Annotated in this window: 26 protein-coding genes and 3 tRNA genes; 21 read left to right on the top strand and 8 right to left on the bottom strand. The window is 71.8% G+C overall.

The window, feature by feature from the left end; all coding sequences use genetic code 11:
* Positions 1-148: 148 nt before the first annotated feature.
* Both OG852_RS20190 and OG852_RS20185 read right to left on the bottom strand, forming a co-directional pair.
* Positions 149-1,519, bottom strand: a complete 1,371-nt coding sequence (locus OG852_RS20190) for a sensor histidine kinase (protein WP_330348598.1) — start codon at positions 1,517-1,519, stop codon at positions 149-151.
* A 154-nt stretch (positions 1,520-1,673) separates the two neighbouring features.
* Positions 1,674-2,858, bottom strand: a complete 1,185-nt coding sequence (locus OG852_RS20185) for a sensor histidine kinase (RefSeq protein WP_330348597.1) — start codon at positions 2,856-2,858, stop codon at positions 1,674-1,676.
* 209 nt (positions 2,859-3,067) lie between these two features.
* Here OG852_RS20185 and OG852_RS20180 point away from each other — a divergent pair, with 209 nt between their 5' ends.
* From OG852_RS20180 to OG852_RS20125, 12 genes are all read left to right on the top strand, one after another.
* Entirely contained in the window at positions 3,068-3,463 is a 396-nt protein-coding gene (locus tag OG852_RS20180; RefSeq protein ID WP_133914811.1) for an NADH-quinone oxidoreductase subunit A, read from the top strand.
* A complete protein-coding gene (locus OG852_RS20175; RefSeq protein ID WP_330348596.1) occupies positions 3,454-4,092 on the top strand; it encodes an NADH-quinone oxidoreductase subunit B in 639 nt (212 codons plus the stop codon). Before OG852_RS20180 ends, OG852_RS20175 begins: the two co-directional genes overlap by 10 nt.
* The gene (locus OG852_RS20170) at positions 4,089-5,822 is read left to right on the top strand and encodes an NADH-quinone oxidoreductase subunit C (RefSeq protein ID WP_330348595.1); all 1,734 of its coding nucleotides are present in this window, start codon (positions 4,089-4,091) and stop codon (positions 5,820-5,822) included. The genes OG852_RS20175 and OG852_RS20170 overlap by 4 nt, the downstream gene beginning before the upstream one ends.
* Complete coding sequence (locus tag OG852_RS20165; RefSeq protein WP_330348594.1) at positions 5,819-6,787, top strand: complex I subunit 1/NuoH family protein; 969 nt, start codon at positions 5,819-5,821, stop codon at positions 6,785-6,787. The genes OG852_RS20170 and OG852_RS20165 overlap by 4 nt, the downstream gene beginning before the upstream one ends.
* Positions 6,787-7,392: a NuoI/complex I 23 kDa subunit family protein gene (locus OG852_RS20160; protein WP_330348593.1), complete on the top strand. Its 606-nt coding sequence runs from the start codon at positions 6,787-6,789 to the stop codon at positions 7,390-7,392. Before OG852_RS20165 ends, OG852_RS20160 begins: the two co-directional genes overlap by 1 nt.
* Positions 7,389-8,072 carry an NADH-quinone oxidoreductase subunit J family protein gene (locus tag OG852_RS20155; protein WP_330348592.1) on the top strand — a complete coding sequence of 228 codons (684 nt, stop codon included), beginning with the start codon at positions 7,389-7,391 and terminating at the stop codon, positions 8,070-8,072. Before OG852_RS20160 ends, OG852_RS20155 begins: the two co-directional genes overlap by 4 nt.
* Positions 8,072-8,449, top strand: coding sequence for an NADH-quinone oxidoreductase subunit NuoK (gene nuoK / locus OG852_RS20150; protein WP_133914816.1), 378 nt, complete (start codon positions 8,072-8,074; stop codon positions 8,447-8,449). The genes OG852_RS20155 and nuoK overlap by 1 nt, the downstream gene beginning before the upstream one ends.
* The gene (locus OG852_RS20145) at positions 8,446-10,440 is read left to right on the top strand and encodes an NADH-quinone oxidoreductase subunit 5 family protein (protein WP_330348591.1); all 1,995 of its coding nucleotides are present in this window, start codon (positions 8,446-8,448) and stop codon (positions 10,438-10,440) included. The genes nuoK and OG852_RS20145 overlap by 4 nt, the downstream gene beginning before the upstream one ends.
* Before the next feature lie 6 nt (positions 10,441-10,446).
* Positions 10,447-12,021: a complex I subunit 4 family protein gene (locus OG852_RS20140; RefSeq protein ID WP_330348590.1), complete on the top strand. Its 1,575-nt coding sequence runs from the start codon at positions 10,447-10,449 to the stop codon at positions 12,019-12,021.
* A complete protein-coding gene (locus tag OG852_RS20135) occupies positions 12,018-13,565 on the top strand; it encodes an NADH-quinone oxidoreductase subunit N (protein WP_133914819.1) in 1,548 nt (515 codons plus the stop codon). The genes OG852_RS20140 and OG852_RS20135 overlap by 4 nt, the downstream gene beginning before the upstream one ends.
* Before the next feature lie 224 nt (positions 13,566-13,789).
* A complete protein-coding gene (htpX, locus tag OG852_RS20130) occupies positions 13,790-14,653 on the top strand; it encodes a zinc metalloprotease HtpX (protein WP_133914820.1) in 864 nt (287 codons plus the stop codon).
* Positions 14,650-15,036: a YccF domain-containing protein gene (locus OG852_RS20125; RefSeq protein WP_133914821.1), complete on the top strand. Its 387-nt coding sequence runs from the start codon at positions 14,650-14,652 to the stop codon at positions 15,034-15,036. The genes htpX and OG852_RS20125 overlap by 4 nt, the downstream gene beginning before the upstream one ends.
* 179 nt (positions 15,037-15,215) lie before the next feature.
* On the opposite strand, the gene OG852_RS20120 is transcribed toward OG852_RS20125, so the two are convergent.
* On the bottom strand, positions 15,216-16,469 hold the full coding sequence (locus OG852_RS20120; RefSeq protein WP_330348589.1) for an APC family permease: 1,254 nt from the start codon (positions 16,467-16,469) through the stop codon (positions 15,216-15,218).
* A gap of 223 nt (positions 16,470-16,692) precedes the next feature.
* Between OG852_RS20120 and OG852_RS20115 the strand changes: the two genes are divergently transcribed.
* Entirely contained in the window at positions 16,693-16,959 is a 267-nt protein-coding gene (locus OG852_RS20115) for a GlsB/YeaQ/YmgE family stress response membrane protein (RefSeq protein WP_330348588.1), read from the top strand.
* A 100-nt stretch (positions 16,960-17,059) separates the two neighbouring features.
* Here OG852_RS20115 and OG852_RS20110 read toward each other — a convergent pair whose 3' ends face one another.
* Entirely contained in the window at positions 17,060-17,548 is a 489-nt protein-coding gene (locus OG852_RS20110) for a YajQ family cyclic di-GMP-binding protein (RefSeq protein ID WP_133914824.1), read from the bottom strand.
* 225 nt (positions 17,549-17,773) lie between these two features.
* Here OG852_RS20110 and OG852_RS20105 point away from each other — a divergent pair.
* A tRNA-Tyr gene (locus tag OG852_RS20105) sits at positions 17,774-17,855 on the top strand.
* Positions 17,856-17,947: 92 nt separating this feature from the next.
* On the opposite strand, the gene OG852_RS20100 is transcribed toward OG852_RS20105, so the two are convergent.
* Positions 17,948-18,220: a hypothetical protein gene (locus OG852_RS20100; protein WP_330348587.1), complete on the bottom strand. Its 273-nt coding sequence runs from the start codon at positions 18,218-18,220 to the stop codon at positions 17,948-17,950.
* A gap of 98 nt (positions 18,221-18,318) precedes the next feature.
* Between OG852_RS20100 and OG852_RS20095 the strand changes: the two genes are divergently transcribed.
* The gene (locus OG852_RS20095) at positions 18,319-18,540 is read left to right on the top strand and encodes a hypothetical protein (RefSeq protein WP_330348586.1); all 222 of its coding nucleotides are present in this window, start codon (positions 18,319-18,321) and stop codon (positions 18,538-18,540) included.
* A gap of 22 nt (positions 18,541-18,562) precedes the next feature.
* Here OG852_RS20095 and OG852_RS20090 read toward each other — a convergent pair whose 3' ends face one another.
* Complete coding sequence (locus OG852_RS20090; RefSeq protein ID WP_133914827.1) at positions 18,563-19,219, bottom strand: SDR family oxidoreductase; 657 nt, start codon at positions 19,217-19,219, stop codon at positions 18,563-18,565.
* 75 nt (positions 19,220-19,294) lie between these two features.
* Positions 19,295-20,566 (bottom strand): amidohydrolase family protein, encoded by a 1,272-nt coding sequence (locus tag OG852_RS20085; protein WP_133914828.1) that lies wholly within the window; start codon positions 20,564-20,566, stop codon positions 19,295-19,297.
* A gap of 315 nt (positions 20,567-20,881) precedes the next feature.
* Between OG852_RS20085 and OG852_RS20080 the strand changes: the two genes are divergently transcribed.
* From OG852_RS20080 to OG852_RS20055, 6 genes are all read left to right on the top strand, one after another.
* Positions 20,882-20,954, top strand: a tRNA-Thr gene (locus OG852_RS20080).
* Positions 20,955-21,000: 46 nt separating this feature from the next.
* Positions 21,001-21,073 (top strand) — tRNA-Met (locus OG852_RS20075).
* 90 nt (positions 21,074-21,163) lie between these two features.
* Positions 21,164-21,328 carry a 50S ribosomal protein L33 gene (rpmG, locus tag OG852_RS20070; protein WP_003948671.1) on the top strand — a complete coding sequence of 55 codons (165 nt, stop codon included), beginning with the start codon at positions 21,164-21,166 and terminating at the stop codon, positions 21,326-21,328.
* Positions 21,329-21,448: 120 nt separating this feature from the next.
* Entirely contained in the window at positions 21,449-21,901 is a 453-nt protein-coding gene (locus OG852_RS20065) for an FAS1-like dehydratase domain-containing protein (protein WP_133914829.1), read from the top strand.
* Positions 21,902-21,906: 5 nt separating this feature from the next.
* Complete coding sequence (locus OG852_RS20060; RefSeq protein WP_133914830.1) at positions 21,907-22,335, top strand: MaoC family dehydratase; 429 nt, start codon at positions 21,907-21,909, stop codon at positions 22,333-22,335.
* A 67-nt stretch (positions 22,336-22,402) separates the two neighbouring features.
* Entirely contained in the window at positions 22,403-23,458 is a 1,056-nt protein-coding gene (locus OG852_RS20055; RefSeq protein ID WP_330348585.1) for a UDP-N-acetylmuramate dehydrogenase, read from the top strand.
* Positions 23,459-23,468: 10 nt separating this feature from the next.
* Here the strand turns inward: OG852_RS20055 and OG852_RS20050 are convergent, their stop codons facing one another.
* Positions 23,469-24,500: an adenosine deaminase gene (locus OG852_RS20050; RefSeq protein WP_330348584.1), complete on the bottom strand. Its 1,032-nt coding sequence runs from the start codon at positions 24,498-24,500 to the stop codon at positions 23,469-23,471.
* Positions 24,501-24,612: the final 112 nt, after the last annotated feature.

The raw sequence follows: 24,612 nt of genomic DNA, 5'->3' as shown, positions 1-24,612 counted from the left end.
AGGGGGCGGTGCCCCTCGGCGGGGGCGGAGGAGCGAGGGGCGGAGCGTCTGGAGGACGGGAAGGGCGAGGGCGGCGGGCGGCGGGGCCGGCACCTCACGCCCGCCAGGGCGAGGGCGGGCGAGGGCGGCGGGCGGCGGGGCCGGCACCTCACGCCCGCCAGGGCAGCTCCGCCGTCACCCGCGTGGGCCCCCCGACCGGCGAATCCACCACCAGAATCCCGTCCACCGCGTCCAACCGCTCCGCCAGCCCCGCCAGCCCGGACCCGCCCGAGGCCTCCGCGCCACCCACCCCGTCATCCACCACCTGCAGCATCAACCGATCCTCCACCCGCCACACATCCACCGACGCCGACCGAGCCCGGCTGTGCTTGCTCACGTTCTGCAACAACTCCGACACCGTGAAATAAGCGATCCCCTCGATCGCGGCCACCGGCCGCGCCCCCAGATCCACCTCCACCCGCACCGGCACCGTGCACCGCGAAGCCACCGCCGACAACGCCGCGTCCAGCCCCCGGTCGGTCAGCACCGCGGGATGAATCCCCCGCGCCAGATCCCGCAGCTCCTGCAGCGCCGTCTTCACCTCGCCGTGCGCCTCGTCCACCATCCGCGCCGCCCCCCGCGGATCCTCCCGCAGCCTCTCCTTCGCCAGCCCCAGATCCATCGCCAGCGCCACCAGCCGCGCCTGCGCCCCGTCGTGCAGATCCCGCTCGATCCGCCGCAGATCCGCCGCCGCCGTGTCCACCACCACCCCCCGGTCCGACTCCAGCTCCACCACCCGTGACGCCAGCCGCGACGGCCCGAGCAGCCCGTGCACCAGCAGCCGGTCCACCGTCGTCAGCGCCCGCACGATCCACGGCGTCGCCAGCGTGACGAGCAGCCCCACCGACGCCGTGACGGTGATCTCGAAGGGGTTGTCCAGGTACACCCGGTGGTGCTGGTCGCCGTACAGCTGAAGGCCGTCCTGCCCCGCGTACATCGGGAACACCCAGAACCACAGCGGATACGTCAGCATCGTCCAGCCGAACACCCACACCGTGAGCGTCACGCAGAACGAGAACACCGCCCACGGAAACTGCACCAGCACGAACAGGGCATGCCGCCACGAGCTCCCGCTCCGCAGCACGGCCGCCATCCACGCCATCACCCCGGCACGCCCGTCCCGCCCCCGCACCCGCAACGGCTCCGGATCCCGCACCTCCAGCCCCAGCAGCCCCCGCGCCCTCGCCCGTTCCACCACCCCGAAGCCCCGGCAGGCCGCCAGGCCCGCCGCCAGCACCGGAATGCCGAGGAACGTCACCAGCAGCCCCGCCCCGACCGACAGCATGGTCACGGTGAACACGAACAGCGTGACACTCACCGGGAAACCGAGCAGCACATAGGCGAGCTCACGCCAGTGCCGCCCGCTCACCGGCTCGAGCAGCACGGCGGGCATCCGGCGCCGTCGACCCTCACGGGCCCCGTACGCGTACTCGCCCTCGTCCCGCCCATACGTCCCGTACCGCCCATACTGCGTGGCCATCGGCGCCGTCCGTTTCTACTCGTCTCCACACGCCCCGCTCATCGCGCAGCCGCTGTGACCCGCCTCCACCCTCCCCGGCACCGCCCCCGCGGGCCATCCAGTCCGTCGGTCTGTCGAAAGGGGGGTTTTCCCTACCTCGGCGCTACCGCCCCGGCTACCGCTCCGGCTCCCGCCACGGCAGCTCCGCCGTCACCGTCGTAGGACCCCCCACCGGCGACTCCACCACGAACACCCCGTCGACGGCGTCCAGCCGCTCCGCGAGCCCCCGCATCCCCGTCCCCGCGTCGAGCCGCGCCCCGCCCCGGCCGTCGTCCCCGACCTGGATGAGCAGCCGTTCGTCCGTCCGCCACACATCCACCGAGGCCGACCGCGCCCCGCTGTGCTTGCTGATGTTCTGCAACAGCTCCGACACGGTGAAGTAGGCGATCCCCTCGATGGCCGGCGCCGGTCTGGACACCAGATCGACGGTCACCTTCACCGGCACCGTGCACCGCGAAGCCACCGCCGACAGCGCGGCATCGAGCCCGCGGTCCGTCAGCACCGCGGGGTGGATGCCCCGCGCCAGATCCCGCAGCTCCTGCAGCGCCAGCTTCACCTCGCCGTGCGCCTCCTCCACCATCGCCGCCACCGCGTCGTCCGCCTGCCCCTCCTGCAACTTCTCCTTCGCCAGCCCCAGCCCCATCGCCAGATTCACCAGCCGCGCCTGCGCCCCGTCGTGCAGATCCCGCTCGATCCGCCGCAGATCCGCCGCCGCCGTGTCCACCACGACCCCCCGGTCCGACTCCAGCTCGGCGATCCGCCGCTCCAGCTCGTCGGACGGCGACAACAGCGCCCGCACCATCGCCCGGTCCACATTGGTCAGCCCCCGCGCCAGATACGGCAGGACCGGCCACAGCACGAACAGGGCGGGGACCACGACGCTGAACGTGAGGATGCCCCACGGCAGCCGGACGAAGTCGTACAGCACCGTCCGCCAGGCCACCGGATCCTTCAACGCCAGCCACATCTGCGCCACCGGCCCGCCCGCCCGGCGCCACGGCAGCGGGCTCGGCTCGTCGACCCGCACCCCGAGCAGCAACCGCGCCCGCGCCCGCTCGAACCGGCCCACCACCCGCGCCCCCGCCAGACCGAGCGCCAGCAGCGGCAACCCGACCACGGTGATCGTCAGCGAGGCGCCCGTGAACAACACCGTCATCACATAGACGAACCCGAACAACGACATCGGCAGATTCGCCAGGAGATGCGCGATCTCCTTCCATGTCTGCACATCGAGAGCGGGCCGCACCGGCGGCACCTCACCGTCGAGCCGCCCGCCGTCGGGCTGGTGGGAAGTGGTCATATGGGCTAGCCTGCCGCGCCGCACGCCCCCGCGCCATGAGGTTCCCCGCCCCCGCTCCCTGGGGAAAACCCCCGTCCCACGCTCCAAGGCGCGACGGCCTGCTTACCGTCCCTTTATCAGGGCCTAGACTCCGTGCGTACAGATCGTCGAAGAGGCCCGAGTGGCCGAAGAAGCCGAAGAGGCTGAGGTCAGGGAGCGAGGGGACGGACGTGCGGGAACCGACCGTCGAGATCGCGGCGGACTACTTCCGGTCCTATTCGGTCGTCGGACTGCTCGCCGTCATCGGTGTGCTGTTCGTGGCTGTCGCCTTCGGCGCGGGACGCCTGCTGCGCCCCGTGGTGCCGACCCCCGAGAAACTCCTGACGTACGAGTGCGGCGTCGACCCCGTCGGCGAGGGCTGGGCCCACACCCAGGTCCGCTACTACGTCTACGCCTTCCTCTACGTCATCTTCGCCGTCGACTCGATCTTCCTGTTCCCCTGGGCGACGGTCTTCGCCGCCCCCGGCTACGGCGCCACGACCCTCGTGGAGATGTTCATCTTCCTCGGCTTCCTCGCCGTCGGCCTGCTGTACGCATACAAGAAGGGCGTCCTGACATGGACGTGACCCCAGAGACGGCCGCTTCCGCCGAAACGACCGCCTCCGCACCCGTTCTCCTCCCGGAGCCGAAGCGCCTGGGTGCCCTCGCCCGTCTCGCCCCCGAGCCCATGAAGGTCGTCCTCAACTGGGGCCGCCGCTACTCGCTCTGGGTCTTCAACTTCGGCCTCGCCTGCTGCGCCATCGAGTTCATCGCCGCGTCGATGGCCCGCCACGACTTCATCCGCCTCGGCGTCATCCCCTTCGCCCCGGGCCCCCGCCAGGCCGACCTGATGGTCGTCTCCGGCACGGTCACGGACAAGATGGCCCCGGCCGTGAAGCGCCTGTACGAGCAGATGCCCGAGCCCAAGTACGTCATCTCCTTCGGCGCCTGCAGCAACTGCGGCGGCCCCTACTGGGACTCCTACTCCGTGACGAAGGGCGTCGACCAGATCATCCCCGTCGACGTCTACGTCCCCGGCTGCCCGCCCCGCCCCGAAGCCCTCCTCCAGGGCATCCTCAAGCTCCAGGAGAAGATCGCCCGGGAGTCCCTGCACGAGCGCTACGGCACCCACCGTCCGTCGGCCGCCGCCCTGCAGAGCGACCTGGTCAAGCCGCCGGCCGCTCAGCCGCCCACCGCAGAGGGGAACGCGGGATGACCACGATCGGTTGGCTGCCGGCCCCCGTCGAGGACCTCTTCGGCACGGACGCCACGGCCGAGGAGTCCTACGACGTCCTGACCGTCGACGTCCCGCCCGCGTCCTGGACCACCGCCCTGCGCACCGCCCGCGACGAACTCTCCTGCACCTACTTCGACTGGCTGAGCGCCGTCGACGAACCGGGCACCGGTTTCCGTGTCTCCGCCCACGTCGTCGCCCTCGGCCCGGTCCGCCGTCTGCTCCTGCGCACGACCGTCCCGCACGAGTCCCCGGCCCTCGCCTCCGCCGTCGACGTCTACGCGGGCGCCGCCTGGCACGAGCGCGAGACCCACGAGATGTTCGGCGTCGCCTTCGAGGGACACCCCTTCCTGCACCACCTCCTCCTTCCCGAGACCTTCGAAGGCCACCCCCTCCGCAAGGACTTCGTCCTCGCGGCCCGGGTCGCCAAGGCCTGGCCCGGCGCCAAGGAACCCGGCGAATCCGAGCACGGCGGCCCCAAGCGCCGCCAGATGCTGCCCCCCGGCGTCCCCGACCCCAACGACTGGGGCCCCCTCAAGGGCCAACTCCCGCCCGCCCCGGCCCGCCCGGCCCGGGCAGCGGGGGCCCGCGCCGCAGGCGACCGCCCGACCCGAGCCACCACCGGCGACCGCCCGGCCCGCCGCACCCGCACGGCAGCCCAGGGCTCCGCCAGCCAGACAGCCCCGGAAACCCCGGCCGCCGGCCAGCCGGCCCGGGAAACTCCCGCCCCGGCCGCCGGCCAGCCGGCCCCGGAAACCCCGGCCGCCGGCCAGCCGTCCCGGGAAACTCCCGCCCCGGCCGCCGGCCAGCCGGCCCCGGAAACCCCCGCCTCGGCCGTCGGTGCGGCCTCGGAGACATCCCCGCCCGCGCCGACGGCACGCCGATCAAGAACCGCAAGCCAGGGCTCGGCCTCCCAGCGCCCCGAGGCCCCCCAAACCCCTGAAGCCACAACGGCCCCGCAGGAAGCAGCGGGAAGGCCAACCCCCCAGGGAACCGACGCGCCGCAGGCCACGAACAGCACGGCGGACACCGGCACGGCAGGCATGGGGACGGAAGGCACCGGCACGGAAGGCATGGGGACGGAAGGCACCGGCACGGAAGGCGCCGGCGAGGCAGGCGCGGCTACAGGCAGCGTCGCCGACACGGCCCCGACCTCGCCCCCGGCCCCGGTGACCGGACGCCCCCCGTCCGGCCCCCGCCGCGCCCGTACCGCCTCCGAGGGCTCGGCTTCCCAGCGCACCCAGCCCCCGGCCCCCGAACCGCGCCCCGCCCGGACCCCCCGCAGCTCCGACGCTCCCTGGCACCACGCCCGCCCGGCCTTCGACGAGCCGGAAGCGGAGCGCGCCCGCAAGGAGCGGGACCAGGAGCCGGAGAGGGAGCGCGAGCCGAAGCTGGAGCCGGAGAGGGAGCGCGAGCCGAAGCCGGAGCCGGTGAAGGGCCGGGAGCCGAAGCAGGAGCGGGAGCAGGCCCCCGCATCCGAGCCGTCGGGCACCACCGCCCCGGACGCGAAACCGACGGCTGTGCCCGAGCAAGCGACCCAGCCCGAATCCGTGCCCGAGCAAGCGACCCAGCCCGAATCCGTGCCCGAGCAAGCGACCCAGCCCGAATCCGTGCCCGAGCAAGCGACCCAGCCCGAATCCGTGCCCGAACGCGCGCCCGAGGCCCACCCCGAACCCCCCGAGCCCGAGAACCCGTCAGGAGGCCCGCAGTGAACGACGCAGTGGACGTCACCCTGCGACTCCTGCTCGTCTTCGTCGTCTTCCTCACCTTCCCCCTGATCGTCGGTCAGACCGAGCACAAGGTGATGGCCCATATGCAGGGCCGCCTCGGACCGATGTACGCGGGCGGCTTCCACGGCTGGGCCCAGCTCATCGCGGACGGCGTGAAGTTCGCGCAGAAGGAGGACGTGGTCCCCGCCGGCGCGGACCGCCGTATCTTCCAGCTCGCCCCCGCCGTCGCCCTCCTGCCCTACCTCCTCGTCCTCCTCGCCATCCCGATCGGCCCCGGCGAGGGCGCCGTCGGCCAGGCCCTGGACGCCGGTGTGTTCTTCGTCCTCGCCGTGATGGGCGTCGGTGTGCTCGGCTCCCTCATGGCCGGCTGGGCCAGCGCCAACAAGTTCTCCCTCCTCGGCGGTCTGCGCACCGCCGCCCAGCTCCTCGCCTACGAACTCCCGATGCTGCTCACCGCCGCCTCGGTGGCGATGGCGGCCGGGACGGTCTCCCTGCCCGGCATCGTCGACGCCTTCGAGTGGTGGTGGCTGCCCTGGCAGATCGTCGGCGCGATCGTCTTCTTCGTCGCCGGCCTCGCCGAACTGCAGCGCCCGCCGTTCGACATGCCCGTCGCCGACTCGGAGATCATCTTCGGCGCGTACACCGAGTACACCGGTCTGCGGTTCGCCCTCTTCCTCCTCGCCGAGTACGCCGGGATCGTCGTCCTGTGCGGCCTGACCACCGTCCTCTTCCTGGGCGGCTGGCACGGCCCCTGGGGTGCCGACGGCCTCGGCTGGGTGTGGACCCTGCTGAAGACGGCCGTCCTCGCCTTCGTCGTCATCTGGCTGCGCGTCACCTATCCCCGGCTGCGCGAGGACCAGCTCCAGAAACTCTCCTGGACCCTCCTCGTCCCCCTCTCTCTCGCCCAGATCGCCCTCACCGGCGTCGTCAAGGTGGTGATCTCCTAGTGGCCCCCATTCCTGGCTCCGGCCTCGCCAAGGGCCTGGCCGTCACCCTGCGCACGATGACGAGGAAGTCCGTCACCGAGCAGTACCCGGACGCCCAGCCGGAGCTCCCGCCCCGCACCCGGGGCGTGATCGGTCTCTTCGAGGAGAACTGCACGGTCTGCATGCTCTGCGCCCGTGAGTGCCCCGACTGGTGCATCTACATCGACTCCCACAAGGAGACCGTCCCGCCCGCCGCCCCCGGCGGCCGTGAGCGCAGCCGCAACGTCCTCGACCGCTTCGCCATCGACTTCTCCCTGTGCATGTACTGCGGTATCTGCATCGAGGTCTGTCCTTTCGACGCCCTGTTCTGGTCCCCGGAGTTCGAGTACGCCGAGACCGACATCCGTGAGCTCACCCACGAGCGGGACAAGCTCCGCGAGTGGATGTGGACGGTTCCGGCCCCGCCCGCCCTCGACCCCGCCGCCGAGGAGCCGAAGGAGATCGCCGCCGCCCGCAAGACGGCGGAGAAGCTGGCCGCCGCCCAGGCCCAGCCCACCGATCCCGCCGAGCCCGCCCAGCCCGCCGAGCCCGTCGATCCGGCAGGTCCCCAGGGAGGAGAGTCGTGAGCCCCGCCTCCTCCGTCGCCACCGCGGCCCTGGCCGCCGCACCGCACGGCTTCCTCTCCCCGACCGGAGTGGAGATCGCCTTCGTCCTCGTGGGCCTGGCCACCTTGGGTGCCGCCCTCGTCACCGTCACCACCCGGCAACTGGTCCACGCCGCCCTGTGGCTGGTGGTCGCCCTCGGCGGCCTCGCCGTCGAGTACCTTCTGCTCACCGCGGAGTTCATCGCCTGGGTGCAGGTCCTCATCTACGTCGGTTCCGTCGTCGTCCTCCTCCTCTTCGGTCTGATGCTCACCAAGGCCCCCATCGGCCGGTCCCCGGACGCCGACTCCGGCAACCGCTGGGCCGCCCTCACGGTCGCCGTCGCCGCGGCCGCCGCGCTCGTCTGGGTGGTCGTCGACGCCTTCCGCACCACCTGGATCGACCTGGACGGCCCCGCCGCCGGCTCCACCGAGGTCACCGGAGCGAGCCTCTTCCAGAACTGGGTCCTTCCCTTCGAGGCCCTCTCCGTCCTCCTCCTCGCGGCCCTGGTCGGCGCGATCGTCCTGTCCCGCAAGGCGAAGGCGGAGCCCGATGCGAGCTCTCCCCCCGTGAACGCCCGGGGCGTCACCAGGAGTTCCTCATCGGTCACAGAAAGTGGCGAGAAAATTCCCGGCACCTCGGCCGAGCAGGAAGGCGCCCGCTGATGCACCTCGCCTATCCCGCCGTCCTCGCCGCCCTCCTCTTCTGCACCGGCCTCTACGGCGTCCTCGCCCGTCGCAACGCGATCCTGGTCCTGATGTCGGTCGAGCTGATGCTCAACGCCGTCAACCTCAACCTCGTCGCCTTCGACGTCTGGCTCAGCCGCGCCGCCGAGGAGACCCTGCACTCCGGGCAGGCCCTGACCCTGTTCACCATCGCCATCGCCGCCGCCGAGATCGGCATCGGCCTGGCCATCGTCCTCGCCGTGTACCGGGCTCGCGGCACCTCGGACATCGACCGGCTCCGCGACACCGCCGAGGGCCACGACACCGACACCCCCGAGACCGGGCCGGGCACCGAGAAGGCTGAGGCCACCGCGTGACCACGACCACCCTCGCCGTCCTCGTCCCCCTCCTTCCCTTCCTGGGCGCGGTGGCCGGCCTGCTCCTCGGACGCAACGCCCCCGGATTCGTCCGCCCCCTCGCCGTCCTGCCCACCCTCACCTCCCTCGTCCTCGCCGCCGTCGTCGCCGTACGCCAGGGCGGTGACGCCGCCCTCACCGCGGCCACCGAACTCACCCCCACCGGCTCGATCCCGATCGAGCTCTCCCTGTACATCGACGGCTTCGCCGCCCTGGTCGCCGTCCTGGTCGGCACGGTCGCCACCTGTGTGCAGATCTACTCGACCGGCTACCTCCGCGAGGACCCGCGCTACCCGTCGTACGCCGCGCTCGTCTCCCTCTTCACCTCCGCGATGTTCCTGGTCGTCTACACCGGCGACCTGATCGTGCTGCTGGTCGGCTGGGAGGTCATGGGCATCTGCTCCTACTTCCTCGTCGGCCACTACTGGGAGACCCCCGAGGCCCGCGCCGCCTCCCTCAAGGCCTTCCTGGTCACCAAGCTCGGCGACGTCCCCTTCCTCATCGGCCTGTTCGCCCTCGCCACCGACGCCGGCTCCTTCGAGATCACGAAGATCCTCGACGCCGTCGCCCACGGCGGGCTCGACCACCCCACCGTCATCGCCCTGCTGCTCCTCGCGGGCGTCGCCGGCAAGTCCGCGCAGTTCCCGCTGCACACCTGGCTCCCCGACGCGATGGCCGGCCCCACCCCCGTCTCCGCGCTGATCCACGCCGCGACGATGGTCGCCGCCGGTGTCTACTTCATCGCCCGGCTCCTCCCGGTCTTCGAGGCCTCCCAGGCCGCGATGGTCGTCCTCGCCGTGATGGCCGCCGTCACCATGGTCGGCTCCGGCCTCGCGGCGCTCGCGCAGGACGACATCAAACGCGTCCTCGCCTACTCGACGATCGGCCAGCTCGGCTACATGACCGGCGCCCTCGCCGTCGGCGACCGCTCGGCCGCCGTCTTCCACCTCCTCTCGCACGGCGCCTTCAAAGCGCTGCTGTTCCTCGCCGCCGGCGTGATCATCCACGCCGCCGGCACCAACTCGCTCGCCGCCATGTCCCGGATGAGCCGGCTGCGCGAACGCATCCCCGACGCCTACTGGACGATGACCGTGGCGCTCCTCGCGCTCGCCGCGATCCCGCCGTTCAGCGGCTTCTTCTCCAAGGAGTCCGTCCTCGGCGCCGCCGAGCACGTCACCACCGGCCACACCGAGCACGCCCCCGGCGCCGCCGGCTGGCTGATCCTGATCGCCGGACTGATCACCGCCCTCCTCACCGCCGCCTATGCCACCCGGCTGTGGCTGCTGGCCTTTTACGGCCGGGGCGCCGAGGCCCCCGACCACGGCCGCCAGCCGCTGACCATGACCGTCGTGCTGTGGGTCCTCGCCGTCCCGTCCCTGGGCCTCGGCGCACTCGCCTACCGCACGCTCCCCGGCTGGTTCGACGGCAACGACCTCGCCCCGACCGTCACCACCTCCGTGCTCGGCACGGGGGTCGCCCTGGCCGGCGCACTCGTCGCGTACGCCGCCTGGCGCCACCTCCGGGCGCTGGCGGCCGTCGCCCCCCTGGGCGCGGTCGCCGCACACCCCGAGGGCGACGCCGCCCAGGTCGAGGCCGAGGCCATCGCGACCCACGAGCCCGCCTACGGCGACGTGGCCTCCGCGCCCGACCCGGCGGACCCCGGACGGCTCCTGCTCGGCCCGCTGCACCGCCACGCCGCCGCCGGCTTCCACCTCGACGCCGTGTACTCGGCGCTGTTCGTCCGCCCCGTCCAGGGCGGCGCGAGCCTCGTCCGGTTCCTCGACCGCGAGGTCGTCGACACCTACGTACGCGGCGCGGGCGCCCTGCCCCGCTGGCTCGGCGCGGCCGTACGGCGCGCCCAGACCGGCAACGTCCAGACCTATGTGAGCGCGCTGCTCGCCGGCACCGTCGTCCTGGCGGTCGCCGTCCTCCTCGTCGCCTCGGGAGCGTGAGCAGGCGTGATCGATATCAACGAGTCCGTGATGCAGTTCCTTCTGGCGTTCGTCGTCGTCGGCCCGCTCCTCGGCGCCGCCGCCGCTCTCCTGCCCGCCCCGCCGGGGCTGAAGGGGAAGTCACCCGAGCAGGCCGTGCTCCGGCACGGCGTCACGGTGACCGGCGTGATCCTCGCCGCCGCGATCGTCCTCGCACTGGGCTTCGACCACGACCACCCGTCGAAGATGCAGGCCAGCACGGACATCAGCTGGATCCCGGCACTCGACGTGCGCATCCACCTGGGCATCGACGGCATCTCCCTCCCCCTCGTGGTCCTGACCGCGCTGCTGACCTTCCTCTGCGCGCTCTACTCGTACTTCAAGATGCCTTCGGGGCCGACCCCCAAGGCCTTCGTCGCACTGCTGCTCGTCCTCGAGTCCGGCACCCTCGCCACCTTCGCCGTCCTCGACCTGCTGCTGTTCTTCCTCGCCTTCGAGACGGTCCTCATCCCGATGTACTTCCTCATCGCCCGCTGGGGCGGCGAGGGCCGGGCCCGGGCGGCGACGAAGTTCATCCTGTTCACGCTGCTCGGATCCGTGGTCATGCTGCTCGGCCTGCTCCTGATCGGAATCAAGGCGGGCACCTTCGACATGGTCGCACTCGCCACTGACAACGGCCGGTCGCTCAGCACATCCGTGCAGGTCATCGCGGTTCTGACGATCGGGATCGGGCTCGCCGTCAAGACCCCGATGTGGCCCCTGCACAGCTGGCTGCCCGACGCCCACACCGCCGCCCCGACCGTCGGCTCCGTCCTGCTCGCCGGCGTCCTGCTGAAGATGGGTACGTACGGGTTCGTCCGGATCCTCCTCCCGATCGCACCCGACGGCTTCCACACCTTCGCGCCCTACCTCGCCGCCTTCGCCGTCGTCGGGATCATCTACGGATCCCTCGCCTGCCTGGCCCTCGCCAAGCAGGGCGCCAAGGGCGATCTCAAGCGGCTCATCGCCTACTCCTCCGTCGGCCACATGGGCTTCGTCCTGCTCGGCATCGCGTCCACCACCCCCACCGGCGTGAACGGCGCCCTGTTCGCCAACATCGCCCACGGCCTCATCACCGGCCTGCTGTTCTTCCTCGTCGGCGCCCTGAAGGACCGCACCGGCACCACCGACCTGGACGCCCTCGCCGAACAGACCGGCGCCGCGCTCTACGGCAAGGCACCCCGCCTCGGCGGACTGCTCGCCTTCGCCGCCGTCGCCTCCCTGGGCCTGCCCGGCCTCGCCGGATTCTGGGGCGAGATGCTAGCCATGTTCGGCGCGTTCGACCCGGCCGCCGACCTCAGCCGCCCGGCCTTCCTCACCTTCACCGCGATCGCCGCCTTCGGCACCCTGCTCACGGCCGCTTACCTGCTCGTCGTGGTCCGCCGCGTCTGCATGGGCGCCCTCCCGCAGGACACGCCGAAGCTCACCGACGTCCAGTCGTACGAGTTCGCGGCCTGGACCCCGCTCGTCGCCCTCACCGTCGTAGCCGGCCTGTGGCCGAAGGCCCTCCTCGGCCTGACCGACCCGGCCGTGCAGCAGCTCCTCGCAGGAGGCACCCGATGAGCTCCCCGGCCCAGCTCCTTGCCCAGCCCCTGGCCGCGTCACTGGTCCAGTCCGTCGACTGGCTCGCGATCGCCCCGCCCACGCTCGCGGCGGTCGTCGCCCTCGTCGTCCTGGTCGCCGACCTGTTCGTCGCCGACGCGCGCAAGCCGCTCCTCGGCTGGCTCTCCGTCGCCGGACTCGCCGCCTCCACCGCCCTCCTGCTGCCCCTCCTCGACGGCGACCGCTCCACCTTCTGTCTGACCGCCGACCCGGACGCGTGCAGCTACACCGCCGACCGCTTCACCCTCGTCATCCAGTTCCTGGTCCTCGGCGGAGCCCTGCTGGCCGCCCTCCTGTCGGTCACCGTCCTGAAGGACGCGCGCGGCAGACTCCCCGAAGGCGAGTTCTGGTTCCTGCTGCTGTCCTCCGCCGCAGGCGCCGCCCTGCTGCCCGCCTCCCGCGACCTCGCCACCCTCGTCGTCGCCCTGGAGGTCGCCTCCCTGCCCGCGTTCGCCCTCGTCGGCATCCGCCACGGCGACCGCAGGTCCGCCGAGGCCGCCCTGAAGTTCTTCCTGTCGTCGGTCACCGCCACCGCCGTCAGCCTGATGGGCATCAGCTTCCTCTACGCCACGACCGGCACCCTCTACCTCACCCAGGTCGCCGACCGCATCCAGCACGTCGACGGCCGACTCGACACCCTCGCCCAGACCGGCGTCGTCCTCACCCTCGTCGGCTTCGCCTTCAAGACGGCCGCCGTCCCCTTCCACTTCTGGGTCCCCGACACCTACGTCGGCGCCCCCCTGCCGATCGCCGCCTATCTGTCCGTCGTCGGCAAGGCCGTCGGCTTCTCCGGCCTCATCCTCGTCACGGTCGTCGGCCTGCCCTCCTACGCCGACGTCTGGGGCCCCGCCCTGGCCGCGCTGGCCGCCCTCACCATGACCGTCGGCAACGTCGGCGCCCTCCGCCAACAGGCCACGCGCGCGTACAGCGCCGTACGCCTGCTCGCCTGGTCCTCCGTCGGACAGGCCGGCTACCTCCTCGTACCGATCGCCGCCGCCGCGTACACCGACGACGCCGAGCACGCCATCGGCTCCACCGTCGCCTACGCCCTCATGTACGCCGCCGTGAACCTCGGCGCCTTCGCCGTGGCCGCCCTGGTGGGCCGTACGAGCCCGCAGAACCGCCTCACGGACTACCGGGGCCTCTACGCCCGCAACCCCCTCTCCGCACTCCTCCTGGCCTTCTTCCTGCTCTGCCTGGCCGGACTGCCGCCGGGCATCATCGGGCTCTTCGCGAAGGTCACCGTCTTCTCGGCGGCCGTCGACGCGGGCCTGGGCTGGCTCGCCGTCCTCATGGCCGTCAACGTCGTGATCGCCCTGTACTACTACCTCCAGTGGACGGCTCTGCTGTTCCGCGCCCCCGAGGGCGAAACCGAGGGCGAAACGGTCAAGCACCGCGTCCCCGCCCCGCTCACCGCCGCGATCACCCTCACCGCCGCCCTCGGCATCGTCCTGTCCGGAGCACCCCAGCTGATCCTGCGCTTCACCGACACCGGCCTCTTCTGAGCGCCCCACGCGCGCGTACACACCCGCCGAGGCACGCACGCCCCACCGTCACCCCGACGGCCCACACCCCTGCCCGTACGCACAAGGGAACTAGTGACTCCCACCTGGCGTTGACCAGTACGGGAGGGTCCACTGGACGTGACACCACGACTCCAGTGGGCACCGGAGAGACGGAACATCCGCAAGCAAAGGGTTCCCCTGCTGCACGATTTGGAGGGCGTACCGTGCACCGCCGGCACAACGGGCTCAGGACGGCAGTACTCCTCGGGGGACTGTCCGCGCTCATCATCGTCATCGGCAGCTTCTTCGGCCGCACGGGGCTCGTCGTCGCGCTCGTGATCGCCCTCGGGACGAACGCGTACGCGTACTGGAACAGCGACAAGCTGGCGCTCCGCGCGATGCGCGCCCGTCCCGTCAGCGAGTTCGAGGCACCCGCCCTGTACCGGATGGTCCGGGACCTCTCCACCCAGGCCCGCCAGCCCATGCCACGGCTGTACATCTCCCCGACCGAGGCCCCCAACGCCTTCGCCACCGGCCGCAACCCGCGCAACGCCGCCGTGTGCTGCACCGAGGGCATCCTGCGCATCCTCGACGAGCGCGAACTGCGCGGAGTCATCGGCCACGAGCTCAGCCACGTCTACAACCGCGACATCCTCATCTCCTCCGTCGCCGGAGCCCTCGCCTCCGTGATCATGTTCCTGGTCAACTTCGCCTGGCTGATCCCGATCGGCCGCTCCGACGACGACGACGGCCCCGGTCTGCTGGGCATGCTCCTGATCATGATCCTCGGCCCGCTCGCCGCCAGCCTCATCCAACTCGCCATCAGCCGCTCCCGGGAGTACGAGGCGGACGCCTCCGGAGCCCAGCTCACCGGCGATCCGCTTGCCCTCGCCGGCGCCCTGCGCAAACTGGAGATGGGCACCAAACAGCTCCCGCTGCCCCCCGAGCCCCGGATCGAGACCGCGAGCCACATGATGATCGCGAACCCCTTCCGTCCCGGCCAGGGCCTCTCCAAGATGTTCTCGACCCACCCGCCGATGGCGGAACGCATCGCCCGGCTCGAGAAAATGGCAGGTCGCCCCCAGTGAAGACCATCCTGAACGTCATCTGGCTCGTCCTGAGCGGTTTCTGGCTGTTCCTCGCCTACCTCCTCGCGGGCCTACTGCTGTGCGTCACAGTTATCGGCATTCCGTTCGGCATCGCCGCGTTCCGTATCGGCGTCTACGCCCTCTGGCCCTTCGGCTACACCACGGTCGAGCGGCGGGACGCGGGTGCGCCCTCCTGCGTCGGCAATGTGCTCTGGCTGGTCCTCGCCGGCTGGTGGCTGGCCCTCGGACACATCGTCACCGGGATCGCCCTGTGCGTGACCATCATCGGGATTCCGTTCGGCATCGCGAACTTCAAGCTGATCCCGGTCTCGCTGTTCCCGCTGGGCCGCGAGATCGTGCCCACGGACCAGCCGTTCGCCTGACGGTGACGCGGCGAGCCGCGGGTGAGGCGGTTGTCCACAAGCGGCCGGTCGTCCACAGGCAGACGCCGTTGTCAGTGGCGTCCGGCACCATGAACGCATGACCGAGCACGAGCAGATACCGCAGAAGCCATAGCCACCGCATCACGGAGCGTCCGGCCGCTCACCAGCCGCCCAGCCGTTCACCGCCGCCCGGTCGGCCGCCTCCGCACCCCGTATGCGACCACGCCCACCGCCAGGACGGCCGCGCCCGTCACCACGGACGTCACCGGCAGGGCGAACGCCAGCGTCACACAGCCCAGCAGGCCCACCGCGGGAAGCGCCCTCGCCGTCGCGGAGTCGTCCAGGGTCCAGGCCGAGGCGTTGGCCACCGCGTAGTAGGCGAGTACTCCGAAGGAGGAGAAACCGATCGCGCCCCGTACGTCCACCGTGGCGGCGAGGACCGCCACCACCGCGCCGACGGCCAGTTCGGCGCGGTGAGGCACCTGGAAGCGCGGGTGGACGGCCGCCAGGGCGCCGGTCAGGTGGTGGTCGCGGGCCATCGCCAGGGTCGTGCGGGAGACGCCCAGGATGAGCGCGAGCAGGGAGCCCAGCGCGGCCACGGCCGCGCCCACCCGGACGACCGGAACCATCCCCGGTGCGCCGGCCGCCCGCACCGCGTCGGCCAGGGGGGCCTGCGCCCGCCCGAGCTCCCCGGCGCCGAGCACGGAGAGGACGGCGACCGCCACGCACGCGTAGACGGCGAGGGTGATGCCCAGCGCGAGCGGGATCGCGCGGGGGATGGTGCGCGCCGGATCCCGTACCTCCTCACCGAGGGTCGCGATGCGCGCGTACCCGGCGAACGCGAAGAACAGCAGACCGGCAGCCTGCAGCACCCCGCCCAGGCCTTCCGAGGCCCCGATGTCCAGCCGCCCGGCGTCGGACGCCCCGGAGCCGAGACACACCACGACCACGGAAGCGAGGACCGCCAGGACCACCGTCACGATCGCCCGCGTCAGCCAGGCCGACTTCTGGATACCGCCGTAATTGACCGCGGTCAGCGCCACCACGGCCGCGACCGCCACCGCGTGCGCCTGCCCCGGCCAGACGTACGCCCCGACCGTCAGCGCCATCGCCGCACAGGAGGCCGTCTTGCCGACCACGAACGACCAGCCGGCCAGGTACCCCCAGAACTCGCCGAGACGTTCGCGCCCGTAGACGTACGTCCCGCCCGAGGCCGGGTACAGGGCGGCGAGGCGGGCCGACGACATGGCGTTGCAGTAGGCGACCAGCGCGGCGAGGGCCAGGCCGAGCAGCAGCCCGGAGCCCGCGGCGTGCGCGGCGGGGGCGAGGGCGGCGAAGACGCCGGCTCCGATCATCGAGCCGAGCCCGATGACCACGGCGTCGCCGACGCCGAGGGTTCGGCGCAGTGCGGAGGGGGCTCCCGACTGTGTCATGGGCCGCACCCTACTGACCGGCGGAACCACCGGATGCCGTGATGACGTCGTCCGGGACAACACGGCGAGAACACGACATGAACCCGAGTGAACGCGACACGGACCCGCGGGCGACGGAGGACGTCGGGGCGGGACGTGTCACGCCGAGGACGGCCCGTCCGGAGCGAGCGAGATCACAGTGCCCGGACAGCACGGGCACAGCGCGGAAGGGCAGGTTCAGGGCATGGGCATCATCAGCTGGATCATCCTGGGACTGTTGGCCGGAGTCATCGCCAAGGTCCTGCTGCCGGGGCGTGACCCGGGCGGGTTCATCGGCACGACCTTCATCGGCATCGCGGGCGCGTTCAGCGGCGGCTGGATCTCGGCCCGTTGGCTGGACCACCCCATCACCAAGGACTTCTACGACGGCGCCACGTGGGTGGCGGCGATCGGCGGATCGCTCGTGCTGTTGATCGTCTACCGGCTGCTGTTCGGCAACTCGCGCGACTGACGCGGGGAAGGGCGGCGGACCGTCCGGCGGACGAGAAGGGCGGGCACTGCGGGGGTGCCCGCCCTTCGTCGCCACCGGGAGTGTCCGGCCGGTCGGCCGACTACCGGTAGTTCACGAACTGCAGCGCGAAGTCGAAGTCCTGACCCTTCAGCAGGGCGATGACGGCCTGCAGGTCGTCACGGCTCTTGGAGCTGACGCGCAGTTCGTCGCCCTGGACCTGGGCCTTCACGCCCTTGGGGCCCTCGTCGCGGATGAGCTTCGCGACCTTCTTCGCGTTCTCCTGGGAGATGCCCTCCTTGATCTCCGCGAAGAGCTTGTACTCCTTGCCGGAGAGCTGGGGCTCGCCCGCTTCCAGCGCCTTCAGCGAGATCCCGCGCTTGATCAGCTTCGACTGGAAGACGTCGAGGACAGCCTTCACCCGGTCCTCGGAGTTCGCCTCCATCAGGATCTTTTCACCGGACCACGAGATCGAGGCGCCCACGCCCTTGAAGTCGTAGCGCTGCGAGATCTCCTTGGCGGCCTGGTTGAGGGCGTTGTCGACCTCCTGCCGCTCGACCTTCGAGACGATGTCGAAACTGGAGTCGGCCATGTCCTGTGGCTCCTTGTATCGGGGTGCGTGTGAGGTGCGTGTCGGCGTACGTGGGGGCGGCCGCCGAGCCCCGGGTGATCCGGGGCCGCATCCGGACAAGCCTAGCCACCCGTGGTCCTCCGGGTGGAGATCAATCGGGTGGCGAAGCACCCCTCGGCATCGGGTATTGTTTACGTCGTTGCCAGGGAGCACCGCCGAAAAGCGGTTCGAACGGCAGCAAACCCCGGCGGTGTGCCCGAGCGGCCAAAGGGAGCAGACTGTAAATCTGCCGGCTCAGCCTTCCCAGGTTCGAATCCTGGCGCCGCCACACGGGAAACAAAGGGCCCGTGACCTGCTGTCGAAGCAGGTCACGGGCCCTTTGTCGTATGTGTCGGGTGCCGGCCCGGCAGCCCGGGTGGGTCAGCTGTCGGGCTGCTTCGTTGCCTGTTTCACCTCTGCTTCCACGTCGCTGCGTGGTCTCCCCTCGGCCTTGGCGTACTCCGTAACCGCCGCCTGGACGTCGCGGGCGAGGTCGCGCCAGGCTCTCCAGGCGGTTTCGTAGGTCTCGGTCTGGGTCTCCGACCAGGGCGTGGCCGTCGGAGGGCCGTAGGCGTCCCGTAGCTCCTCGACCCTTGCGTGGGTCTCGTCGGCCAGTCGCTGCATCGCCACGAGTTCCTCGAAGGTATGTGCCATATGTCCGGATGCTAGGGAGGTCGCGGCCGATCCGCGCGGCGAGCGGGGCGGGTGCCGCGGCCCGCTACCCGCGTGGCCCACTGCGGCACACTGGCCCCATGTCCAGCGGAGCCAGCCGTCGCAGAGTCTGTCCCGAGTGCCGTCGCGAGATCGCCGTCGTCGCCGGACGGTTCGCCCGGCACGACCCGCCGGGGGCACGCGAGAGCGGGGAACTCGTCTACTGCCCCGGGTCGCGCAGGACGGCGCAACTGGGCGCCCTGCAACCGTCGTTGGACGGGTACGTCGTGCCCGAGTTCCCGGGGCAGCTCTCGCTGTTCTGACGGCGGCTCGGCTGAGTCCCCCTCAGTTCCCCGCCACCGACTTCACCGCCACCGACACCGGTGCCGAACCGCTGATCAGCTCCAGGGTGAGGCCGGAGGTGGCCGGGGTGTCCAGGAGTTCCGCGAGGACGGTCGCCACGTCGTCACGCGGGATCGGGCCGCGGCCCGTGTGGGCCTCCAGCCGGACCAGGCCGGTCCCGGGATCGTCCGTGAGCAGTCCGGGACGCAGGATCGTCCAGTCGAGGGAGTCCAGACCCCGTACGTGGGCGTCGGCCTCGCCCTTGGCGCGTTGATAGACGTCGAAGACCTCCTGGCCCCGGTGCCCGGGGTCCGCGCCCATCGACGACACGATGACGAAGCGCCGTACGCCCGCCAGGACCGCCGCGTCGGCGAACAGCACCGCCGCGCCCTTGTCGACGGTGTCCTTGCGGGCCGCCCCGCTGCCCGGTCCCGCGCCCGCCGCGAACACCGCCGCGTCCGCGCCCCGCAGCCGCTCGGCGACCGCCTCCACCGACGCCGACTCCAGGTCCAGTACGACCGGTTCGGCGCCGGCCGCCCGCAGATCCGCGGCCTGTTCCGCCGTGCGGATGATCCCCGCGACCTCGTCCCCGCGCCCGGCGAGCAACCGCTCCAGCCGCAGCGCGATCCGACCATGTCCACCAGCGATGACAATGCGCATGCTTCCGACCGTACGCCCGGGTGTACGGGACTGCCGGGCGCGAGCCCTGGGACGCGCCCGGGAGACGCCGACGCGCTACGACAACTCCCCGCGCCCCTGCCTCGGCAGTCCCGGTTCCGCCGGGGGCGTCGAGGAGTCGCAGTACTCGCGGACCGCGCTCGTACGGGCGACCACCCGGCCGCGGTGGATCACGACGCGGCTGTAGCCGAGGGAGAGCGCGCCCGCCAGGCGGGCGCCGCGCACGGCCAGCAGGTCGGCCGGGAAGCCCGCCTCGACGCGGATCTCCGGCAGCCCGAGGGCCGCCCGCGCGCGGGTGCTCACGGCGTCGTAGGCCTCCTCGGGGCGCAGGCCGTGGCGGGAGACGAGGAGGTAGGCCGCCTCCAGCGGATCGCCGCGGCCTACGGGGTTGGACAGGTCGCGCAGGGCCCCGCTGCCGGCCGCCACCCGTACCCCGGCCGCGCGCAACAGCCGTACGGGCGCCGTGCCGTCGTCCTCCGAGGCGCCGCAGCCGCCCTGCGGGAGGCACACCACCGTCACCCCGGCGGCGGCCAGTCGGTCCGCGGTGCGGCCGGCCGCGGTGGCGGAGAGCCGGCCGAGGCCGCCGCAGGGGCTCAGGGTGACCCCGGGGCGCAGCCCGCCGGCCATCGCCGCGAGCCGGGCGAGGCGGGCCGGGTCGCGGGCGTCGGTGTGCAGATCGACCGGGCAGCCGTGCTCGGCGGCGACCTCCAGGACGCTCTCCACATACCCGGTCGGGTCGGGGTCGAGGTCGGGGCAGCCGCCGGCCACCGAGGCGCCCATCTTCAGCGCGTCCCGCAGCATCGCGAGACCGTCCGCGCCGGCCACGCCGGTCAGCAGTCGCGGCATCGCCACCGTGGTCACCTCGGCGAGCCCGCGCAGCGAACGAGCGGCCCGCAGGACGGCGGTCAGCGCGCCGAGGCCCTGGACGTCGCCCACGCGCACCTGGGCCCGCAGCGCGGTCGCGCCGTGCCCGAGCTGGAGCAGGGCGGCCTCGACGGCGCGGCGCTGGACGTCCTGGGGGCTGTACGGGACGGGGCCGTCGAGGTCGGCCGTCAGGGCCGTGTCCATGTGCGCGTGGGGCTCGGCGGGGGCCGGCAGGAGGAGGTGGCCGGAGAGGTCGACCCGTGTGGCGCCGGTGGGGGACGGGCCGGGCGCCAGGCTGCCGGCCGTGCCGACCGCCTCGATCCGGCCGCGGGCCAGCCGGACGTCCACGGTCCTGCCGTCCGTCAGCCGTGCCCCGCACAGCAGCAGCGCGGCCGGGTCCGTGCCGCCCGGGGCGCCGGACGGGGAGGAGGACGGCGGGGGTGGCTCGGGCCGGCTGTCGGGCATCGCGCTCCAGAGGGTTCGGGGGCTCGGGGCTCGGGGCGGGGAGCTCGGAGCTCGTGAGGAGCTGGGTGGGGGAGGCAAGGTCACTCAGAGTGAGTCGAGCCTAGGGCGGCGCTCCGGCGCGGGCGGGGAGGAGCGCAATAGTCGTACCGGTGTGGTGGGGGTGGTCGCGGTGGTCCCGTGCGGGGTGGGGGAGGTCCACGGGGCCGCCGGGACCGGTGCCGGGGCCGTCCGCAGGGCTGCGCGGCGGGTCCCTCCGGAGGGCCGCGAAACGGATTTGGGTGAACGGCTGCGGACCGTGTAATGTCTTCATCGCTCGCCCCAATAGCTCAGTCGGCAGAGCGTCTCCATGGTAAGGAGAAGGTCTACGGTTCGATTCCGTATTGGGGCTCTGGTGTGAGAGGTTCCCGTCGCGAGGCGGGGACGGATCACATCAAAGCGGTGTAGCTCAGTCGGTAGAGCAAGCGGCTCATAATCGCTGTGTCACCGGTTCAAGTCCGGTCACCGCTACTGACAGTAGCCGATTGTGGGGTCGGTCCTTCGATCGGCTACTCTTTCTTGCGTTAAACCAATCCCATCCGTTCGTCAAGGAGCACTCACGTGGCTGCCACCGACGTCCGCCCGAAGATCACGCTGGCCTGCGTGGAGTGCAAGGAGCGGAACTACATCACCAAGAAGAACCGGCGTAACAACCCGGACCGACTGGAGATGAAGAAGCACTGCCCGCGTTGCAACGCGCACACCGCGCACCGCGAGACGCGATAAATCAGGCTCGTATGCGAGGCCGTCCCCGAGTGATCGGGGGCGGCCTCGCGTCGTTGAGCGACCAGTACCGGTCAGTAGAGCCGGCAGGAAGCGCAAACACAATGAGGAGGTGCCGAGCCCATGGCGCTCGACCAGTCCTTCGTCGGGCGGACCTACCCGGCCACCGATCCCTATGAGGTCGGCCGGGAGAAGATCCGCGAGTTCGCCGAGGCCGTGGGGGACACCAACCCGGTGTACACCGACCCGGAGGCCGCCAAGGCGCTCGGGTACGCCGATGTGATCGCCCCGCCGACCTTCGTGTTCTCCATCACCTTCAAGGCCGCCGGACAGGTCATCCAGGACCCGCAGCTCGGCCTCGACTACAGCCGGGTGGTGCACGGCGACCAGAAGTTCGCCTACAAGCGGCCGGTGCGGGCCGGTGACCGGCTCACGGTCACGTCCACCATCGAGACGATCAAGTCCATGGCGGGCAACGACATCCTGGACATCCGGGGTGAGGTCCACGACGAGGCCGGAGAGCATGTCGTGACCGCCTGGACCAAGCTGGTGGCCCGCGCGGCCGAGGAGGCGTGAGGGTGATGACGGCGAAGATCGCTTACGCGGACGTCGAGGTCGGGACCGAGCTCCCGGCGCGGTCCTTCTCCGTGGACCGGGCCACACTCGTGCAGTACGCGGGGGCCTCCGGGGACTTCAATCCCATCCACTGGAACGAGAAGTTCGCCAAGGAGGTGGGGCTGCCGGACGTCATCGCGCACGGCATGTTCACCATGGCTGAGGCGATCCGGGTCGTGACGGACTGGGTCGGGGATCCGGGGGCGGTCGTGGACTACGGGGTGCGGTTCACCCGGCCCGTGGTCGTGCCGAACGACGGGGTGGGGGCGGTGATCGAGGTCGCAGGGAAGGTGGCGGCCAAGCTGGACGACAACACCGTGCGGGTGGATCTGACGGTGACGAGTGGGGGGCAGAAGGTGTTGGGGATGTCTCGGGCGGTTGTGCGGTTGGGCTGACCGCCCTCCCGCTGACCGCCGGGCGGCGTGGGTCGGGGGTGGGTTTCAGTCTCGTACGCTTGGGCGCGTGCTGGAAAAACACGATGCCTCGCTTGCTCCGCTCACCACCTTTCGGCTCGGGGGGGCCGCTCGGCGGCTGGTGACCGCGGTCACCGACGCCGAGGTGGTCGAGGCCGTGCGGGCGGCCGATGCCGCGGGGACGCCGTTGCTGGTGGTCGGCGGCGGGTCGAACCTCGTCATCGGGGACAAGGGCTTCGAGGGCACCGCCCTGCGGATCGCCACACGCGGGTTCGAGCTCGTCGGTACGACGCTGGAGCTGGCCGCCGGTGAGGTGTGGACCGACGCCGTCGCCCGCACCGTCGAGGCCGGGCTCGCCGGGATCGAGTGCCTCGCCGGGATTCCCGGCTCCGCCGGTGCCACGCCCATCCAGAACGTGGGGGCGTACGGCCAGGAGGTCTCCTCCACCATCACCGAGGTCGTCGCCTACGACCGCCGGGCCGGCGAGACGGTCGCCCTCACCAACGAGGAGTGCGCCTTCGCCTACCGGCACAGCCGCTTCAAGGCCGACCCGGAGCGGTACGTCGTCCTGCGGGTCCGTTTCGTCCTGGAGGACGCGGACGGGCTGTCGGCGCCGATCAAGTACGCCGAGACCGCGCGGGCGCTCGGCGTCGAGCCCGGGGACCGGGTGCCGCTCGCCGACGCCCGGGAGACCGTGCTGAAGCTGCGGGCCGGCAAGGGCATGGTGCTCGACCCCGAGGACCACGACACCTGGTCGGCCGGGTCGTTCTTCACCAACCCGATCCTCACCGACGCCGACTTCGCCGTCTTCCACGCGCGCGTGAGGGAACGGCTGGGCGCGGACGTGGAGCCGCCCGCCTACCCCGCGGGGCCCGGGCACACCAAGACCTCCGCCGCCTGGCTGATCGACAGGGCCGGCTTCACCAAGGGCTACGGCAGCGGGCCCGCCCGTATCTCCACCAAGCACACCCTCGCCCTCACCAACCGCGGTGCCGCCACCACGGAGGATCTGCTGGCGCTGGCCCGCGAGGTCGTCGCCGGGGTGCGGGAGGCGTTCGGGATCACCCTCGTCAACGAACCCGTGATGGTCGGCGTAGAGCTGTAGAACCGTCCGCTCAGGACGCCAGCCAGTCGTCCACGCCCGCCAGCAGCTTGGCCTTCATGTCCTCCGGGGCCGCCGAACCCCGTACCGACTGGCGGGCCAGTTCCGCCAGTTCCGCGTCCGTGAAGCCGTGGTGGTGGCGGGCGATCTCGTACTGCGCCGCCAGGCGTGAGCCGAACAGCAGCGGGTCGTCGGCGCCCAGCGCCAGCGGCACCCCCGCCTCGAACAGTGTCCGCAGCGGGACGTCCTCGGGCTTCTCGTACACCCCCAGCGCCACGTTCGACGCCGGGCACACCTCGCAGGTCACGCCCCGCTCCGCGAGCCGCTTCAGCAGCCTCGGGTCCTCCGCCGCCCGGACGCCGTGCCCGATCCGGGTGGCGTGCAGATCGTCCAGACAGTCCCGTACGGACGACGGACCGGTCAGCTCGCCGCCGTGCGGCGCGGACAGCAGCCCGCCCTCGCGCGCGATGTGGAACGCCCGGTCGAAGTCCCGTGCCATGCCCCGTCGTTCGTCGTTCGACAGCCCGAAGCCGACCACGCCCCGGTCCCCGTAGCGCACCGCCAGCCGGGCCAGCGTCCGGGCGTCCAGCGGATGCTTCATACGGTTCGCCGCGACCAGCACCCGCATCCCGAGCCCGGTGTCCCGCGAGGCCGACTCCACCGCGTCCAGGATGATCTCCAGCGCCGGGATCAGCCCGCCCAGCCGGGGCGCGTACGAGGTCGGGTCGACCTGGATCTCCAGCCACCCCGAGCCGTCCCGGATGTCCTCCTCCGCCGCCTCCCGCACCAGGCGCTGTATGTCCTCGGGCCGGCGCAGACAGGACCTCGCCGCGTCGTACAGCCGCTGGAAGCGGAACCAGCCCCGCTCGTCCGTGGCCCGCAGTCTCGGCGGTTCCCCGCTGGTCAGCGCGTCGGTCAGCGCCTCGGGCAGGCGCACCCCGTACTTGTCGGCCAGCTCCAGCACGGTCGTGGGCCGCATCGACCCGGTGAAGTGCAGATGCAGATGGGCTTTCGGCAGCTCAGAGACATCACGTACACGCTCCATCCACCGATCCTGCCGTACGGCCGTGCCGTCCCGGTAGCCGATTCCCCGAACGTGGTCTTGCTCGCACACATGGCAGAGGGGGCGCCCCCCGTTTCCGGCGGGCGCCCCCTCT

The sequence above is a fragment of the Streptomyces sp. NBC_00582 genome, from assembly GCF_036345155.1.
Lineage (GTDB): Bacteria > Actinomycetota > Actinomycetes > Streptomycetales > Streptomycetaceae > Streptomyces.
Note: the sequence above shows the minus strand (reverse complement) of the source record. Positions and strands in the feature narration are given on the sequence as shown.

Bases quoted from the DNA above. Each gene is read 5' to 3' on its own strand.
- OG852_RS20190 (WP_330348598.1), bottom strand. From the start codon at position 1,519: ATGGCCACGCAGTATGGGCGGTACGGGACGTATGGGCGGGACGAGGGC.
- OG852_RS20185 (WP_330348597.1), bottom strand. From the start codon at position 2,858: ATGACCACTTCCCACCAGCCCGACGGCGGGCGGCTCGACGGTGAGGTG.
- OG852_RS20175 (WP_330348596.1), top strand. From the start codon at position 3,454: ATGGACGTGACCCCAGAGACGGCCGCTTCCGCCGAAACGACCGCCTCC.
- OG852_RS20170 (WP_330348595.1), top strand. From the start codon at position 4,089: ATGACCACGATCGGTTGGCTGCCGGCCCCCGTCGAGGACCTCTTCGGC.
- nuoK (WP_133914816.1), top strand. From the start codon at position 8,072: ATGCACCTCGCCTATCCCGCCGTCCTCGCCGCCCTCCTCTTCTGCACC.
- OG852_RS20135 (WP_133914819.1), top strand. From the start codon at position 12,018: ATGAGCTCCCCGGCCCAGCTCCTTGCCCAGCCCCTGGCCGCGTCACTG.
- OG852_RS20120 (WP_330348589.1), bottom strand. From the start codon at position 16,469: ATGACACAGTCGGGAGCCCCCTCCGCACTGCGCCGAACCCTCGGCGTC.
- OG852_RS20115 (WP_330348588.1), top strand. From the start codon at position 16,693: ATGGGCATCATCAGCTGGATCATCCTGGGACTGTTGGCCGGAGTCATC.
- OG852_RS20110 (WP_133914824.1), bottom strand. From the start codon at position 17,548: ATGGCCGACTCCAGTTTCGACATCGTCTCGAAGGTCGAGCGGCAGGAG.
- OG852_RS20100 (WP_330348587.1), bottom strand. From the start codon at position 18,220: ATGGCACATACCTTCGAGGAACTCGTGGCGATGCAGCGACTGGCCGAC.
- OG852_RS20095 (WP_330348586.1), top strand. From the start codon at position 18,319: ATGTCCAGCGGAGCCAGCCGTCGCAGAGTCTGTCCCGAGTGCCGTCGC.
- OG852_RS20090 (WP_133914827.1), bottom strand. From the start codon at position 19,219: ATGCGCATTGTCATCGCTGGTGGACATGGTCGGATCGCGCTGCGGCTG.
- OG852_RS20085 (WP_133914828.1), bottom strand. From the start codon at position 20,566: ATGCCCGACAGCCGGCCCGAGCCACCCCCGCCGTCCTCCTCCCCGTCC.
- OG852_RS20065 (WP_133914829.1), top strand. From the start codon at position 21,449: ATGGCGCTCGACCAGTCCTTCGTCGGGCGGACCTACCCGGCCACCGAT.
- OG852_RS20060 (WP_133914830.1), top strand. From the start codon at position 21,907: ATGACGGCGAAGATCGCTTACGCGGACGTCGAGGTCGGGACCGAGCTC.
- OG852_RS20050 (WP_330348584.1), bottom strand. From the start codon at position 24,500: ATGGAGCGTGTACGTGATGTCTCTGAGCTGCCGAAAGCCCATCTGCAT.